16 protein-coding genes are annotated in these 14,728 nt (G+C 67.9%); 13 read left to right on the top strand and 3 right to left on the bottom strand.

Going from position 1 to position 14,728, the window contains the following annotated elements; genetic code table 11:
- The first annotated feature begins 52 nt into the window (after positions 1 to 52).
- Together pdxH and GV001_RS16065 are read left to right on the top strand one after the other, a co-directional pair.
- The gene (gene pdxH, locus GV001_RS16070; protein WP_160081602.1) at positions 53 to 700 is read left to right on the top strand and encodes a pyridoxamine 5'-phosphate oxidase; all 648 of its coding nucleotides are present in this window, start codon (positions 53 to 55) and stop codon (positions 698 to 700) included.
- Between the two features lie 28 nt (positions 701 to 728).
- A complete protein-coding gene (locus GV001_RS16065) occupies positions 729 to 1,868 on the top strand; it encodes a glycerate kinase (protein WP_160081601.1) in 1,140 nt (379 codons plus the stop codon).
- Here the strand turns inward: GV001_RS16065 and GV001_RS16060 are convergent.
- Complete coding sequence (locus tag GV001_RS16060; protein WP_160081600.1) at positions 1,853 to 2,089, bottom strand: hypothetical protein; 237 nt, start codon at positions 2,087 to 2,089, stop codon at positions 1,853 to 1,855. The genes GV001_RS16065 and GV001_RS16060 overlap by 16 nt on opposite strands.
- Before the next feature lie 164 nt (positions 2,090 to 2,253).
- Between GV001_RS16060 and GV001_RS16055 the strand changes: the two genes are divergently transcribed.
- From GV001_RS16055 to GV001_RS16020, 8 genes are all read left to right on the top strand, one after another.
- Entirely contained in the window at positions 2,254 to 2,718 is a 465-nt protein-coding gene (locus tag GV001_RS16055) for a glycine zipper 2TM domain-containing protein (RefSeq protein WP_160081599.1), read from the top strand.
- A gap of 283 nt (positions 2,719 to 3,001) precedes the next feature.
- The gene (locus GV001_RS16050) at positions 3,002 to 5,794 is read left to right on the top strand and encodes a monovalent cation/H+ antiporter subunit A (RefSeq protein WP_160081598.1); all 2,793 of its coding nucleotides are present in this window, start codon (positions 3,002 to 3,004) and stop codon (positions 5,792 to 5,794) included.
- Between the two features lies 1 nt (position 5,795).
- Positions 5,796 to 6,125, top strand: coding sequence for a Na+/H+ antiporter subunit C (locus tag GV001_RS16045; RefSeq protein WP_160081597.1), 330 nt, complete (start codon positions 5,796 to 5,798; stop codon positions 6,123 to 6,125).
- Positions 6,122 to 7,624, top strand: a complete 1,503-nt coding sequence (locus tag GV001_RS16040) for a monovalent cation/H+ antiporter subunit D (protein WP_160081596.1) — start codon at positions 6,122 to 6,124, stop codon at positions 7,622 to 7,624. Before GV001_RS16045 ends, GV001_RS16040 begins: the two co-directional genes overlap by 4 nt.
- Positions 7,621 to 8,124 carry a Na+/H+ antiporter subunit E gene (locus tag GV001_RS16035; protein WP_160081595.1) on the top strand — a complete coding sequence of 168 codons (504 nt, stop codon included), beginning with the start codon at positions 7,621 to 7,623 and terminating at the stop codon, positions 8,122 to 8,124. The genes GV001_RS16040 and GV001_RS16035 overlap by 4 nt, the downstream gene beginning before the upstream one ends.
- Positions 8,109 to 8,378, top strand: coding sequence for a K+/H+ antiporter subunit F (locus tag GV001_RS16030; protein ID WP_160081594.1), 270 nt, complete (start codon positions 8,109 to 8,111; stop codon positions 8,376 to 8,378). The genes GV001_RS16035 and GV001_RS16030 overlap by 16 nt, the downstream gene beginning before the upstream one ends.
- A 10-nt stretch (positions 8,379 to 8,388) precedes the next feature.
- Complete coding sequence (locus GV001_RS16025; protein WP_160081593.1) at positions 8,389 to 8,721, top strand: Na+/H+ antiporter subunit G; 333 nt, start codon at positions 8,389 to 8,391, stop codon at positions 8,719 to 8,721.
- Between the two features lie 106 nt (positions 8,722 to 8,827).
- Positions 8,828 to 9,736, top strand: a complete 909-nt coding sequence (locus GV001_RS16020; RefSeq protein WP_256664944.1) for a DMT family transporter — start codon at positions 8,828 to 8,830, stop codon at positions 9,734 to 9,736.
- 19 nt (positions 9,737 to 9,755) lie between these two features.
- Here GV001_RS16020 and gap read toward each other — a convergent pair whose 3' ends face one another.
- Both gap and GV001_RS16010 read right to left on the bottom strand, forming a co-directional pair.
- Positions 9,756 to 10,757, bottom strand: a complete 1,002-nt coding sequence (gene gap / locus GV001_RS16015; RefSeq protein WP_160081591.1) for a type I glyceraldehyde-3-phosphate dehydrogenase — start codon at positions 10,755 to 10,757, stop codon at positions 9,756 to 9,758.
- 114 nt (positions 10,758 to 10,871) lie between these two features.
- Positions 10,872 to 11,540 carry a COG3650 family protein gene (locus GV001_RS16010; protein WP_160081589.1) on the bottom strand — a complete coding sequence of 223 codons (669 nt, stop codon included), beginning with the start codon at positions 11,538 to 11,540 and terminating at the stop codon, positions 10,872 to 10,874.
- Positions 11,541 to 11,691: 151 nt separating this feature from the next.
- On the opposite strand from GV001_RS16010, the gene GV001_RS16005 reads away from it, so the two are divergent.
- From GV001_RS16005 to GV001_RS15995, 3 genes are all read left to right on the top strand, one after another.
- Positions 11,692 to 12,354: a YceH family protein gene (locus GV001_RS16005; protein WP_160081587.1), complete on the top strand. Its 663-nt coding sequence runs from the start codon at positions 11,692 to 11,694 to the stop codon at positions 12,352 to 12,354.
- Between the two features lie 221 nt (positions 12,355 to 12,575).
- Positions 12,576 to 13,253, top strand: a complete 678-nt coding sequence (locus tag GV001_RS16000; protein ID WP_160081585.1) for a thermostable hemolysin — start codon at positions 12,576 to 12,578, stop codon at positions 13,251 to 13,253.
- On the top strand, positions 13,243 to 14,724 hold the full coding sequence (locus tag GV001_RS15995; protein WP_160081583.1) for an AMP-binding protein: 1,482 nt from the start codon (positions 13,243 to 13,245) through the stop codon (positions 14,722 to 14,724). The genes GV001_RS16000 and GV001_RS15995 overlap by 11 nt, the downstream gene beginning before the upstream one ends.
- Positions 14,725 to 14,728 lie beyond the last annotated feature (4 nt).

The following is a 14,728-nucleotide window of genomic DNA, read 5'->3' as shown; positions in this document are numbered from 1 at the left end:
AAGCAGGTGGCGGTCGAGTAAGCTGGGGCTGTCATTTTCAGGAGGCTTCACCATGGCCCATACCCTGGCCGACATGCGCCGCGATTACACCCGCGATGGTCTCTGCGAGACCCAGGCTCCGGACGAGCCCTATTCCCTGTTCCGCCAGTGGTTCGCCGATGCGGTGAAAACCGAGCAGCCGCCGGTGGAACCCAACGCCATGACCCTGGCCACGGTGGACGAGGGCGGTCGCCCGCATTGCCGCGTGCTGCTGCTCAAGGGCCTGGACGAGCGCGGCTTCACCTTCTTCAGCAACTACGACAGCGCCAAGGGCGAGCAACTGGCCGCCCGGCCGTTCGCCGCGATGACCTTCTTCTGGCCGACCCTGGAGCGCCAGGTGCGCATCGAGGGGCGGGTTGAACGGGTCACGCTTGAGGAGTCGGATGCCTACTTCCAGGTGCGCCCGCTGGGCAGCCGCCTGGGTGCCTGGGCCTCGCCGCAGAGCCGGGTGATCCGCGATCGCGGCGAACTGGAAGGGCTGCTCAGCGAAGCCGAACAGCGTTTCCTCGACAAGGCGCCGCATTGCCCGCCGCACTGGGGCGGCTACCGCCTGCTGGCCGAGCGCATCGAGTTCTGGCAGGGCCGCTCCAGCCGCCTGCATGACCGCCTCAACTATCGCCTGCAGGATGCTGCCTGGCTGCGCGAGCGCCTGGCGCCCTGAGCCGCGTCCGGCGCCTGGTGCGGTTGCCATGAAAATCGTTATCGCTCCCGACTCCTTCAAGGAGAGTCTCGGCGCTGCCGCAGTGGCTGAGGCCATTGGTCGCGGCTGGCGGCAGGTGTTTCCGCAGGCCGAGATGGTCCTGCTGCCCATGGCCGATGGCGGCGAAGGCACGGTCGATGCGCTGCTCGCCGCAGTCGGTGGCGAACGCCGCGAGTGCCAGGTGCGTGGCCCGCTCGGCACGCCGGTACGCGCGCACTGGGGTTGGCTGGACAACGCCACGGCGGTGCTCGAGATGGCTGCGGCCAGCGGCCTGCACTGGGTCGCGCCCGCCCAGCGGGATGTCACCCGTTCCTGTACTTACGGAACCGGCGAACTGATCCGCCAGGCCCTGGATGCGGGCGCCACGCGGATCATTCTTGGCCTGGGCGGCAGCGCCACCAACGACGGCGGTGCCGGTCTGCTGCAGGCGCTAGGCGTGCGCTTGCTCGATCGGCATGGCGGTGAACTGGCACCCGGCGGGGCGGCGCTGGCCGAGTTGGAGCGACTGGACATCAGTGGCCTGGATCCACGCTTGCAGCAGGTGCGGATCGAGGTGGCGGCCGATGTCGACAACCCGCTGTGCGGGCCGCGTGGCGCTTCCCGGGTATTCGGCCCGCAGAAAGGCGCCAGCCCGGCCCAGGTGGAACGCTTGGACGCCGCACTGGCGCACTATGCGCAGTGTGTCGCCACCGTTCTTGGCGAGGATCACCGCGATTTTCCGGGTGTCGGTGCGGCGGGTGGGGTGGGTTTTGCCTGCAAGGCTTTCCTGCACGCCAGCTTTCGTCCCGGCATCGAACTGGTGGCCGAGCTGTCCGGCCTGGCGCAAGCGCTGCAAGGGGCCGATCTGCTGATTACCGGAGAAGGGCGCCTGGATGCGCAGAGCCTGCACGGCAAAACCCCGGTTGGTGTCGCCCGCATCGCCCAAGCCGCCGGAGTCCCGGTGATCGCCCTGGCGGGTAGCCTGGGTGAGGATTACCAGGCGCTGTACGGCGCCGGCATTGCCGCGGCCTTCAGTCTCGCCCCCGGGCCGATTACTCTGGAGCAGGCCTGTGCCCGCACGGCCGCCGAACTGCAGGCGCGCAGTGCCGACCTGGCCCGTCTGTGGCGCCTGGCTCAGGTGGCGCGATAAGCCTCGGCGGCGCGCTGCAGCCAGGCCGGCAGTTCGCCGCGCTTGACCCCGGCGGCCTTGGCCGCGTCGAGGCGTTCGAGCATGTAGGCGCGTTTGGCCGCATCGTCGCCGGCCAGTGACAGGGCCAGGTCGCGGTCGACCCAGCGCTTGATGCGCACGTACAGCCACCAGTGAAAGTACAGGCCGGCGGCGGTGGTAATGAAGATGATGAAGTAATCCATGCGGCGCTCTCGACGTGGCTGATGGCGTCACCTTAGCCAAATCGACGCCCGGCGAGAACCGGACCTATTGTCGCGACCAGCCGCTAAACTAGTGGAACAAGGTGCGAGTGACATCCCTCGGTCGGCAGGGTCTAATGTTCACTGCCTTTCACGGAGAGAATCAAATGCGTAAATCCATGCTGTTGACTGCGACCGTTGCCGCCCTGGCACTGACGCTGGGCGGTTGCGTGTCCAACCTCAGTGGCGACAGCTACAGTCGCGACGAGGCGCGCAAGGTGCAGACCGTGCGCATGGGCACCATCGAGTCGCTGCGCCCGGTGAAGATCGAGGGCACCAAGACGCCGATCGGCACCGGTGCCGGTGCGGTGGTCGGCGGTGTGGCCGCCAGCGGTATCGGCGACGGCCGCAGTTCCGTGGTGGCGGCGGTGATCGGCGCGGTTGCCGGTGGTCTGCTCGGCTCCATGACCGAAGAAGGCCTGACCCGTACCCAGGGTGTGGAAATCACCGTGCGCGAAGACGACGGCACCCTGCGCGCCTATGTGCAGGAAGTGCAGGAGAACGAAATCTTCCGTGTCGGCGAGCGCGTGCGCATCATGAGCGTCGACGGCACCAGCCGCGTCGCCCACTGAGCCTCCGCTGGCGGCGCTTTCAGGGGGCTGCCAAGACGATTCTGAGCAGGCTCTGAGGCCCGGCAAACGCCGGGCCTTTTTCTGTGTGCCGGCAATTTCTGCGGCGTAGACACAGCTTTGGTAATAATTCCTCCATGACGTCGCCGCCGCTGATCGCGATAATCGGCCAATAGTTCTGTGCAGACAAAGGCTTAGGCCAAGCACGGAAACATCTTGGAAGATCCTTCGCCTATTCTGTCGCCATCCACAGGGCGCCTTACGGCGAACCAGTACCGGGGGATTCATGGAGCTCTTGCTCATCGTCGCTTTGCCATTTCTCGGCGCCTTCCTGCCTGTCTTGTGCGAGCGCTTTGGCCGACTGCCCTGTGTCCTGGCTGCGGCCTTGGCGCCCGTGCTGGCGCTGACCCTGTTGCTGTTGCAGGCGCCGCAGGTGTTCTCCGGCGAATTGCTCCTGGTAACCCAGCCCTGGCTGCCGCAGCTGGGGCTGAACCTGGCGCTGCGCCTGGATGGCCTGGGCTTCCTGTTTGCCCTGCTGATCCTCGGCATCGGCCTGCTGGTGATCCTCTACGCCCGCTACTACCTGGCCGAGAATGAGGCCGTCGGCCGTTTCTTCAGCTACCTGCTGCTGTTCATGGGCGCCATGCTCGGCGTGGTGCTGTCGGAAAACCTGCTGCTGATGATGGTGTTCTGGGAGCTGACCAGCCTGTCGTCGTTCCTGCTGATCGGCTTCTGGGGCCAGCGTGGTGATGCCCGCAAGGGCGCGCGCATGGCCCTCACGGTGACCGGTGGGGGAGGCCTGGCCTTGCTCGCCGGCGTGCTGCTGATCGGCCATATCGTCGGCAGCTTCGAGCTCAGCGTGGTGCTGGCGGCTGGCGATGTGATCCGTGCCCACGCCCTCTACCCGGTGGCTCTGGTGCTGGTGCTGCTGGGCGTGTTCACCAAGTCGGCGCAGTTCCCGTTCCACTTCTGGCTGCCCCACGCGATGGCAGCGCCCACCCCGGTTTCCGCCTATCTGCACTCGGCGACCATGGTCAAGGCCGGGGTATTTTTGCTGGCGCGCCTGTACCCGGCGCTGGCCGACTCCGAGCTGTGGTTCTACCTGGTCAGCCTGACCGGCCTGGCGACCCTGCTGGTAGGCGCGGGCATGGCCCTGTTCCAGCATGACCTCAAGGGTCTGCTGGCCTACTCGACCATCAGCCACCTGGGCCTGATTACCCTGCTATTCGGCCTGAATACCCAGTTGGCGACGGTGGCGGCGATCTTCCACATCATCAACCACGCCACCTTCAAGGCCTCGCTGTTCATGGCCGCGGGGATCATCGACCACGAGACCGGCAGCCGCGACATGCGCCGCATCAACGGCATGTGGAAGTACATGCCGCACACCGCCGCGCTGGCCATGGTGGCGTCCCTGGCGATGGCCGGGGTGCCGCTGCTCAACGGCTTCCTGAGCAAGGAGATGTTCTTCAGCGAGACCCTCGGCCAGCACCTGCTGGGCAGCTTCAGCTGGGTGATTCCGGCGGCGGCGACCCTGGCCGGGGTGTTCTCGGTGGCCTATTCGCTGCGCTTCATCCACGACGTGTTCTTCAACGGCGAGCCGATCAACCTGCCGAAGTACCCGCCCCACGAGCCGCCGCGCTACATGAAGGTGCCGGTGGAGATCCTGGTGTTCCTCTGCCTGCTGGTCGGCATGCTGCCGGCTTACACCGTGGCGCCGCTGCTGGCGGTGGCGGCTTCGGCCAGCCTGGACGGCGCACTGCCCGAATACAGCCTGGCGATCTGGCACGGTTTCAACCTGCCGTTGCTGATGAGCGCCGTGGCCACCCTCGGCGGGGTGCTGGTGTATGTCTGCCGCAAGCCGCTGTTCAGCTGGTACGCCGGCTTGCCGGAAGTGGATGCCAAGGAGGTGTTCGAGCGCGGCGTGCGTGTGTTGGTTCGCCTCAGCGCCGCGCTTAGCGGGCGCCTGGAAAGCGGTTCGCTGCAGCGCTACCTGGCCCTGATGCTGCTGGCGGCGCTGGTGGTGCTGGTGTCCGGGCTGACCCCGCTGGAGCGCCTGACCGGCTCCCTGGGCCTCAGCCCGATCGATGGCGCGGCGCTGCTGGGCAGCCTGATTCTCTGCGGCGGCGCGCTGCTCACGGTGATCTTCCATCGCCAGCGCCTGGTGGCCCTGCTGATGCTCAGCGTGGTCGGCCTGATGGTGGCCCTGGTGTTCGTGCGCTACTCGGCGCCGGATCTGGCCCTGACCCAGCTGTCGGTGGAGGTGGTGACCATCATCCTGCTGATGCTGGCGCTGTATTTCCTGCCGGCCCAGACCCCGGCGGAAAGCAGCAGCCTGCGCGGCCTGCGTGATTTCTGCGTGGCGCTGGGCAGCGGCGGGGTGGTGGCGCTGCTGACCTATGCGGTGATGACCCGCCCGCTGCAGAGCATTTCCGGGTTCTTCTTGGAAAACAGCGTGCCGGGCGGTGGTGGCAGCAACGTGGTCAACGTGATTCTGGTGGATTTTCGCGGTTTCGATACCCTCGGCGAGATCAGCGTGCTGGCGATTGCCGGCGTGGGCATCTATGCCTTGCTCGATGGTCTGCGCCTGACCCAGCCCGGCACCGATGCCGCCGGCCACCTGTGGGCGCGGGACCGCCATCCGCTGCTGCTGGCCACCCTGTCGCGGGTGCTGTTGCCGATGGCGCTGCTGATTTCGGTGTTCATCTTCCTGCGCGGCCACAACCTGCCGGGCGGCGGGTTCATCGCCGGGCTGGTCACCGCCGTGGCGCTGATCCTGCAATACGTCGCCAGCGGGGTGAGCTGGACGCAGAGTCGCCTGCCGCTGAATTACCACTACCTGGCCGGCCTCGGTGTGCTGATCGCCAGTCTCACCGGCCTGGGCAGCTGGGCCTTCGGCTATCCCTACCTGACGACATCTTTCGGCCATTTCCACTGGCCGCTGGTGGGCGAATTCGAACTGGCCACCGCCATGCTCTTTGATCTGGGCGTCTACCTCACGGTGGTCGGCGCCACCCTGATGATTCTTGCCAAGCTGGGCAAACTGACCCGCAGCGACAGCACACAGGAGGCACTCTGATATGGAAGCGCTGTATGCGCTGGTTCTGGGCGTGCTGATTGCCAGCGGGGTGTACCTGCTGTTGCGCGCGCGCACCTTCCCGGTGGTCATGGGCCTGACCCTGATCTCCTACGCGGTCAACCTGTTCCTGTTCGCCATGGGCCGCCTGCAGAGCGGCATGCCAGCGGTGATTCGCGAGGGCGGCCAGTACACCGACCCGCTGCCCCAGGCGCTGGTGCTGACGGCCATCGTCATTGGTTTTGCGATGACTGCCTTTGTCGTGGTGCTGGCCCTGCGCAGCCTGGGCGAGCAGGGCAATGACCATGTCGATGGCGAGGAGTCGCCCCGATGAACCATGGCTTGATCCTGCCGATCCTGATCCCGCTGTTTGCCGGCTGCCTGCTGTTGCTCGCCAGCGGCGCCGGCCTGCGTGTGCAGCGCGGCCTGTCGCTGCTGGCGACCCTGGCCCTGTTGCCGTGCAGCCTGTGGCTGCTGGTCCAGGCCGACCTGGGCAGCGTGCAGACCTATGCCCTGGGCAACTGGCCGGCGCCCTTTGGCATCGTCCTGCTGTTCGATCGCCTTAGCGCGCTGATGCTGCTGCTCACCGCCGTGCTGGCCCTGTTTGCCCTGTTGTATGCGCTGCGCGGCGACGACGAGCGCGGGCGCAGTTTCCACGGTCTGTTCCAGTTCCAGTTGCTCGGCATCAACGGCGCCTTCCTCACCGGCGACCTGTTCAACCTGTTCGTGTTCTTCGAGATCCTGCTGATCGCTTCCTACGCGCTGCTGCTGCATGGTGGCGGGCGCGAGCGGGTGCGCGCGGGCCTGCATTACGTGGTGCTCAACCTGCTCGGCTCGGCGTTCTTCCTGATCGCCGTGGGCGCGCTGTATGGCGTCAGCGGCACGCTGAACATGGCCGACCTGGCTGTCAAGGTGGCCGCCGCCGATGCCGACCAGGCGCCGATTCTGGCGGCCGCCGGGTTGTTGCTGCTGGTGGTGTTCGGGCTCAAGGCGGCGTTTCTGCCGCTGTATTTCTGGCTGCCGCGCGCCTATGCGGCGGCGACCGCGCCAGTGGCGGCCCTGTTCGCGATCATGACCAAGGTCGGCCTGTATTCGATCCTGCGCGTCTACACCCTGGTTTTCGGCAGCGAGGCCGGCAGCCTGGCCAACCTGGCCCAGGACTGGCTGTGGCCGCTGGCCCTGCTGACCATCGCCATCGGTGTGCTCGGTGCCTTGGCGGCCAGCAGCCTGCAGCGCCTGGTCGCCTACCTGGTGGTGGTTTCCGTCGGCACGCTGCTGGCCGGCCTGGCGCTGGGTACGGCCGAGGCGCTGCAGGCCGCGCTGTACTACTGGCTGCACAGCACCTGGGTGGCGGCGGCGCTGTTCCTGCTGGCCGACCTGGTGGCGCGTCAGCGCGGGATCAAGGGCGGCGATCTGGTGCAGGGGCCGGCGCTGCAGAATCCGCATCTGCTCGGCGGCCTGTTCTTCCTCGCCGCGATTGCCGTGGCCGGCCTGCCGCCGTTGTCCGGTTTCCTCGGCAAGCTGTTGCTGCTGCAGGCGGTCGAAGGTCAGCAGGCGCTGTGGCTGTGGCCGCTGCTGCTGATCGGCGGGTTGGGCACCCTGGTGGCGCTCAGCCGGGCCGGCAGCACGCTGTTCTGGCGCGTCGGGCTGGATCAGCTGGACAGCGCCGAGCTGGATCATGGTCGGCTGTGCGCCTGCCTCGGCCTGCTCCTGCTCAGCCCGCTGCTGGTGCTGCTGGCCGCGCCGGTGCTGGAGTACCTGGCGGCGACCGTCAGCCAGCTGCATGACCTGGCTGCCTACCGGCAGACCCTGCAAACCGGAGGTGGCCTATGAAAACTTGGCGCTGGTTGCCCCATCCACTGCTCAGCCTGTGCCTGCTGGGGCTCTGGCTGCTGCTGGTGAACCAGTTCAGTGTCGGCCATCTGCTGCTCGGCAGTCTGCTTGGCTGGCTGATTCCCCTGATCAGCCGGGTGTTCTGGATCAACCCGCCGCGGGTCGAGCACCCCTGGTTGCTGTGCAAGTTCCTGCTGCTGGTGCTCGGCGATATCGTGGTCGCCAACCTGCAGGTGGCACGGCTGATCCTCAACCCGCGCAGCCAGCTGTGCCCGGCCTTCGTCGAGATTCCCGTGCTGCTGGAGGATGAACTGGCGCTGACCATGCTCGCCAGCATCATTTCGCTGACCCCGGGCACGGTGTCGGCCGACCTCAGCGACGACCGCCGCACGCTGTTGCTGCACTGCCTGAATGTGCCGGATGAGGAGGCCCTGGTGGCCGAAATCAAACAGCGCTACGAAGCGCCCCTGCGCGAGGTGTTCGCATGCTCGGCTACGTGATTCCGCTGTGTCTGGCGCTGCTCGGGCTGGCCCTGCTGCTGACCCTGGCGCGCCTGGTCAAGGGGCCGAGCCTGCCGGACCGCATCCTCGCCCTCGACACCCTGTACATCAACGCCATCGCCCTGATCGTGCTGCTCGGCATCTGGGAAGGCTCGGACCTGTATTTCGAAGCGGCGCTGCTGATTGCGGTGATGGGCTTCATCGGCACCGTGGCCATCACCAAATACCTGCTGCGCGGCGACATCATCGAATAGGAGAACCGCGATGAACTTGTGGATCGAAGCCCTGGTGGCGTTTTTCCTGTTGAGTGGCAGCGTCTTCACCCTGGTCGGCGCCGTGGGCCTGTACCGCCTGCCGGATTTCTTCACCCGCCTGCATGGCCCGACCAAGGCCACCACCCTCGGGGTCGGCAGCCTGGTGATCGCCTCGCTGGTGTTCTTCGGCAGCCGCGGCGATGGTCTCAGCCTGCATGAGCTGCTGATCACCCTGTTCCTCTTCATCACCGCACCGATCAGCGCGCACATGCTGGCCAAGGCGGCGCTGCAGCAGAAACTGCCGATTCATCCGGATACCCGCGGCAAACCCTGGGAGTCTTGAGCGTTCGGCTGTCAGGTTCTGAGATCACACAGTTTTGCTGCCTGGCTGTGCCTGTCGGCACCGCTGCCGAGCTTCTATGCTGGGCGTTTTCCGATTGGAGCGTGCAATGACGCTGCAGCATAGCCGCGGGCTGGCGATGGGTTGCCTGGTGCTGGCCATGGCCCTGTGGGGCAGCTCGTTCATCGCCCTCAAGTTCGCTTTCAGCGAACTGCCGCCGATGTGGGTGATCTTCGGCCGCATGGCCCTCGGCAGCCTGGTGTTCCTGCTGGCCTGGCGCTGGCGTGGGCGGCTCGACTACCGCGCCGGCGACTGGAAATACCTGCTCGGCCTGACCGCCTGTGAGCCCTGCCTGTACTTCATCTTCGAAGCCCTGGCCCTGCAGAACACCAGCGCTGCCCAGGCCGGCATGATCACCGCGCTTTTGCCGCTTTTAGTGGCCATGGGCGCCTATGTGTTCCTGCACGAGCGCATCACCCGCACCACCCTGGCCGGCTTTCTCCTGGCGGTGGTCGGCGCGGTGTGGCTGAGCCTGGCCGGGGAGGCCAGCAGCAGCGCGCCGGCGCCGCTGCTGGGCAACTTCTACGAATTCCTCGCCATGCTCTGCGCCATGGGCTACACGCTGCTGCTGAAGTTTCTCTCGCAGCGCTACTCGCCGTTCATCCTCACCGCCATGCAGGCCTTCATCGGTTCGCTGTTCTTCCTGCCGCTGGCGCTGGCTACCGAGCCGTTGCCCACTAAGTTCAGTGCCCTGGGCGTCGGTTCGGTGGTGTACCTCGGCCTGCTGGTCACGGTCGGTGCCTATGGCCTGTACAACTACGGGGTGAGCCGCCTGCCGGCCAGCCAGGCGTCGGGGTTCACCAACCTGATCCCGGTGTTCACCCTGATCTTCGCCGCGCTGCTGCTCGGCGAAAGCCTCAGCCCACTGCAGTACCTGGCCGCGGCGCTGGTGTTCGTCGGCGTGGCGCTGAGCCAGTGGCGCAGCAGTGCACCGGCGCCGGCGGGGATTCTTGACTGATGTCGATTGAGGGGGCTGCTCAGGGCTTCGGCCAGGCCAGCAGTACATCCAGCAGACGGTTGGCGAAGGCCCATTCGTTGTCGTACCAGGCCAGCACCTTGACCAGCTCGCCACCCTGCACGCGGGTGTGATTGAGGTCGACCACGCAGGACACCGGGTAGCCGTTGAAGTCGCAGGACACCAGCGGCAGCTCGTTGCATTCCATCACCCCCAGCGGGAACTGGCGGGCGGCTTTCTGCAGGCTGTCGTTGATCGCCGCGCGGCTGGTCGGCCGCTCGCTGTTGAAGGTCAGGTCGAGCAGCGACACGTTGGCGGTCGGCACGCGCACGGCCAGGCCATCCAGGCGTCCGGCCAGTTCCGGGATGACCAGGCCGATGGCCTTGGCCGCGCCGGTGCTGGTGGGAATCATCGACAGTGCCGCGGCGCGGGCGCGGTAGAGATCGTTGTGGGTCTTGTCCAGCAGGTTCTGGTCGTTGGTGTAGGCATGCACGGTGGTCATCAGGCCCTGGCGGATGCCCACGGCGGCGTGCAGCGCCTGGGCCAGCGGGGCCAGGCAGTTGGTGGTGCAGGAGGCGTTGGAGACGATCTGCTGGTTGCCCAGCAGGTGCTGGTTGATGCCGTAGACCACGGTCAGGTCGGCGCTGTCCAGCGGGTGCGAGAGCAGGACCCGGGGCGCCCCGGCGCTCAGGTGCTGTTCGGCCAGCGCGCGTTTCTTCAGCTTGCCGGTGCAGTCGATGACCACGTCGATGCCGAGCTGCTGCCAGGGCAGCCGGCCGATGTCGCGCTCGCCGAGCAGGCGGATCGATTGGTCGCCGATCTGCAGGATGTCGTCGTGCAGCTCGACCTGGCCAGTGAAGCGGCCGAAGGTGGAATCGAAGCGGGTCAGGTGGGCGAGGGTCTGGTACTCGCCGAGGTCATTGATCGCCTCGACCTGCAGCTGGCTTTCCAGCCCGCGCTGGAACAAGGCGCGAACCAGGGCGCGACCGATGCGCCCGTATCCATTCAGGGCAATGTGCAGCATGGCAGTCTCCGACGTGCGGGTTTGCCTTGAGCATAGGCGCCCGCCTGGCGGGCTGCCCCGCCGTGCTGCTAGCGGCGGGGCATAGCGCAGCCTACGCGCGACCCTGAGCTGTTCTCAGCGGCTGCGCGCGCCGCCGATCGAGGCGCAGCCGCGCTGGACCTGGCCATTCAGGCGCAGTTCGGCGCTGAGGTGCTGCACCGTGCCGCTCATGCTGTCGGTGCAGCGTTGCGGGGCGACCCACAGCTCCAGGCGCTGGCCGTTGGCCTCGCTGCTGAGGCTGTAGCGGCCGTCCGGCAGCGCCTCTTCCAGGTAGGGCAGGGCCAGCACCGGCTGGCCGGGGCGCAGCAGGGCCAGGCCCTTGCCGGTGACGCTCAGGCTCCAGTCCGGCTCGTTGCCGCTGGCGCGCAGGAGCAGGCGGTTGAAACCCGGCTCGTCGCAGCCGGGGCCTTCGCGCTGGATGCGGTAGACCTCGCTGAGCTGCAGCTTGCCGTCGCTGCCCGGCTCGCTGCTGCTCGTCAGCTGGCCGCGCAGGTCGGCGAACAGCGGGCCGGGGCCGTCGGCCAGGAGCAGTGCGGCCTCGCGCATGATGTCGCTGTTGCCGTCGTTGCCGATGCTGAGGCGGCGTTGCTCGCCACAGGGGCGAAACTGCAGGGCGCCGTTGCTGGCGCTCAGCTCGCCCTGCAGGCGCAGGGTCGGTGCCGCCGGCTCGGGCTGCGTGGCGAACATCTGGCAGCCGGCGAACAGTGGCAGCAGGGCGAACAGCAGGGAACGGGCAGGCAACATGAGGGGCTCTCCGGGCAAAGTGCGGCCACGTTACCCACAGCCGGCGCGCAGCTCAAGGCCCGCGCCGGGTGGCGGCGTACACGCGGCCGATTCCCAGACCCGGCGACACGTGGCAGGCTAGGTGCCTTTGTCACTGCCAACGGATTTCCCCATGTCCAGCGAAGCGCACAGCACCCCGGGCCAGGCCCCCCTCAGCGCCGTGGAGGCGCGCATCCTCGGTTGCCTGATCGAGAAACAGGCGACCACCCCGGAAACCTACCCCCTGACCCTCAACGCCGTGCTGCTGGCCTGCAACCAGAAGACCAGCCGCGAGCCGCTGATGAACCTCACCGAGGGCCAGGTCGGCCAGGGTCTGCGCAGCCTCGAGGGGCGCGGCCTGAGCCGGCTGGTGATGGGCGGGCGCGCCGACCGCTGGGAGCAGCGCGCGGACAAGGCCCTGGAACTGGTCAAGCCGCAGGTGGCGCTGGTCGGCCTGCTGCTGTTGCGCGGCCCGCAGACCCTCAACGAGCTGCTCACCCGCAGCGCTCGCCTGCATCCGTTCGAGGATGTGGCCGAAGTCCAGCACCAGCTGGAGCGCCTGGCCGCGCGCGAGCTGGCCTGCCTGCTGCCGCGCCAGAGCGGGCAGCGCGAGGACCGCTACATGCACCTGCTCGGCGAGCCGGCCGACCTGGAGGCGCTGCTGGCCCTGCGCAGCCAGGCCGACAGCGCCCCGCGCAGCAGCGGCGCGGATGACGGTCGCATCGCCGAGCTGGAGATGCGGCTGGCGACCCTGGAAGAGCGCCTGGCCCGCCTGGAAGCCGCCCTGGGGCAGTGACCGTAGGATTTCCAAGGGTGCACCGTGCGCACCACAGCCCTGCACAGGATCACTGGTGCGCAGGGCGCACCCTGAGGACGTCCGAGTCCACATCCGTGTGGCCCAACCCCTCATTTGGCGCGGTTGGCAAAGATCGTAAACAGCCTTTGCCCAGCTTCAGGATTCATTAAGACTGGCTGCCGATACTTCCCTCCATGAACTCGCCCCGTGGAGGGAGCCCGATGCGCAATACCGACTGGAACATCCCCTTTCCCCTGCATTTTGGCAGCGATCCGCAGCAGCCGATGAGCCTCGACCTGGCCGGTACCGAGGCCGTCGAGCGGGCGGCACTGGAGCAGTTTATCCAGGCGCGCTTCAGCGAGGCGCATGGCGCCGAGATCGCCCACTTCATGCCCGACCTGCTCGGCCTGTATAGCCAGGACGGCGCCTTGACCGCCGTCTCCGGGGCACGCCTGGCCGCCCAGGAGCCGCTGTTCCTCGAACAGTACCTGGAGGAGCCGGTGCAGCAGGTGATCGGCCGTCTGCAGGGGCGCCCGGTGGCGCGCGCCGACATAGTCGAGGTCGGCAACCTGGCCGCCAGCAGCGCCGGCAGCGCGCGGCTGATCATCGTCGCCATGACCTGCCTGCTGGCCCAGCGCGGCCTGGAGTGGGTGGTATTCACCGGCGCCGCCGGCCTGATCAACAGCTTCCGCCGCCTGGGCCTGGAGCCGCTGCGCCTGTGCGAGGCCGACCCGCTGCGCCTGGGCGATGAGCGGCATGCCTGGGGCGATTACTACGTGCATCGCCCGCAGGTGTTCGCCGGCAATATCCGCTATGGCTACCAGCGTCTGCAGGAGCAGGGCGTGCCGGCGCGCCTGGGTTTTCCTGCGGCCTGTCTGGAGGCCAGCCATGCAGCCTGAATTGCAGCACCTGCACGACGCGCTGACTCGCCATGCCAGTGAGCGCCCGCAGCAGATTGCCCTGTGGGGCGACAGCGTGCAGATCGACTACCAGAGCCTGCTGGCCGACGTGCAGCAGCGCCAGGCCTTGCTGCGCGAGCAGGGCGTCGAGGTGTTCGCCCTGGCCATGGACAACGGCCCCGAGGCCGTGCTCTGGGACCTGGCCGGGCTGTTCGCCGGGATCGCCTGCGTGATCCTGCCGCCGTTCTTCAGCCCGGCCCAGCGCGCCCACTGCCTGCAGCAGAGCGGGGTCAGCCTGGTGCTGGCCGATGCCGGCATGGGTGCCGAGCTGGAGGCCCTGGGATACCGGCGTGACCAGCAGTTCTGGCGCGCCACCCGGCCGGTGCATGGCCTGGCGCTGCCGGCCGGCACGGCGAAGATCACCTACACCTCCGGCACCACCGGCGCCCCGAAAGGCGTGTGCCTGAGCGCCGCGGCACTGCTGCGGGTGGTGCGCGAACTGGAGCAGGCCAGCCGCTCCAGCGCGCCCCAGCATTACCTGGCCGTGCTGCCCCTGGCGGTGCTGCTGGAGAACCTAGGCCTCTACGCCGCCCTGCTGGCCGGCGCCACGCTCAGCGTGCCGTCGCAGCGCCAGCTGGGCATCAGTGGCGCCACCGGGGTCGACTGGCCGCGCCTGTTCGGCATGATGGCGGCACGCCAGACGCAGAGCATGATCCTGGTGCCGCAGCTGCTGCTCGGCCTGGTCGTGGCGGTCGAGCGCGGTGCCTTCCCGGCCGCCGGCCTGCGCTTCGTCGCGGTCGGCGGGGCGCGGGTCTCGGCCGATCTGCTGGCCCGTGCGGCCAAGGTCGGCCTGCCGGTATTCGAGGGCTACGGCCTGTCCGAATGCGCGTCGGTGGTCTGCCTCAATCGTCCCGAGGCCAACCGCCCCGGCACCGTCGGCCGGCCGTTGCCGCATGTGCAGGTGCGCCTGGGCGACGACGGCGAAGTGCTGGTCAAGGGCACGACCCTGCTCGGTTACCTGGGCGAGCCGGCGTTTACCGGCCAGTGGTGGCCGACCGGCGATATCGGCGCGTTCGATGCCGATGGCTACCTGCAGCTGCGCGGGCGCAAGAAGCACCAGTTCGTTACCAGCTTCGGCCGCAACGTCAACCCGGACTGGGTCGAGGCCGAGCTGACCCAGCGCGCCGGCATCGCCCAGGCCTTCGTCTACGGCGAGGGCATGAGCCAGAACGTCGCGCTGCTCTGGCCGCGCGACCCGGCCTGCAGCGATGCGCTGCTGCAGGCGGCGGTGGACGAGGCCAACGCCGGTCTGCCCGATTACGCCCGGGTGCACCACTGGCTGCGCCTGGCCGAACCCTTCACCCCGGACAACGGCCTGCTCACGGCCAATGGCCGGCAGCGCCGCGAGGCCATCCTGGCCCGCTACCGCGAACAGCTTTGCCCATCCCTTTCTTCATCTGTCAGTGCCTGAGGTA

This window comes from Pseudomonas sp. 8AS, assembly GCF_902506505.1.
Classification (GTDB): Bacteria; Pseudomonadota; Gammaproteobacteria; order Pseudomonadales; family Pseudomonadaceae; genus Aquipseudomonas.
Note: the sequence above shows the minus strand (reverse complement) of the source record. Positions and strands in the feature narration are given on the sequence as shown.

Bases quoted from the DNA above. Each gene is read 5' to 3' on its own strand.
- GV001_RS16020 (WP_256664944.1), top strand. From the start codon at position 8,828: ATGACGCTGCAGCATAGCCGCGGGCTGGCGATGGGTTGCCTGGTGCTG.
- GV001_RS16005 (WP_160081587.1), top strand. From the start codon at position 11,692: ATGTCCAGCGAAGCGCACAGCACCCCGGGCCAGGCCCCCCTCAGCGCC.
- GV001_RS15995 (WP_160081583.1), top strand. From the start codon at position 13,243: ATGCAGCCTGAATTGCAGCACCTGCACGACGCGCTGACTCGCCATGCC.
- GV001_RS16060 (WP_160081600.1), bottom strand. From the start codon at position 2,089: ATGGATTACTTCATCATCTTCATTACCACCGCCGCCGGCCTGTACTTT.
- GV001_RS16040 (WP_160081596.1), top strand. From the start codon at position 6,122: ATGAACCATGGCTTGATCCTGCCGATCCTGATCCCGCTGTTTGCCGGC.
- GV001_RS16025 (WP_160081593.1), top strand. From the start codon at position 8,389: ATGAACTTGTGGATCGAAGCCCTGGTGGCGTTTTTCCTGTTGAGTGGC.
- GV001_RS16050 (WP_160081598.1), top strand. From the start codon at position 3,002: ATGGAGCTCTTGCTCATCGTCGCTTTGCCATTTCTCGGCGCCTTCCTG.
- GV001_RS16065 (WP_160081601.1), top strand. From the start codon at position 729: ATGAAAATCGTTATCGCTCCCGACTCCTTCAAGGAGAGTCTCGGCGCT.
- GV001_RS16010 (WP_160081589.1), bottom strand. From the start codon at position 11,540: ATGTTGCCTGCCCGTTCCCTGCTGTTCGCCCTGCTGCCACTGTTCGCC.
- pdxH (WP_160081602.1), top strand. From the start codon at position 53: ATGGCCCATACCCTGGCCGACATGCGCCGCGATTACACCCGCGATGGT.
- GV001_RS16000 (WP_160081585.1), top strand. From the start codon at position 12,576: ATGCGCAATACCGACTGGAACATCCCCTTTCCCCTGCATTTTGGCAGC.
- gap (WP_160081591.1), bottom strand. From the start codon at position 10,757: ATGCTGCACATTGCCCTGAATGGATACGGGCGCATCGGTCGCGCCCTG.
- GV001_RS16055 (WP_160081599.1), top strand. From the start codon at position 2,254: ATGCGTAAATCCATGCTGTTGACTGCGACCGTTGCCGCCCTGGCACTG.
- GV001_RS16035 (WP_160081595.1), top strand. From the start codon at position 7,621: ATGAAAACTTGGCGCTGGTTGCCCCATCCACTGCTCAGCCTGTGCCTG.
- GV001_RS16045 (WP_160081597.1), top strand. From the start codon at position 5,796: ATGGAAGCGCTGTATGCGCTGGTTCTGGGCGTGCTGATTGCCAGCGGG.
- GV001_RS16030 (WP_160081594.1), top strand. From the start codon at position 8,109: ATGCTCGGCTACGTGATTCCGCTGTGTCTGGCGCTGCTCGGGCTGGCC.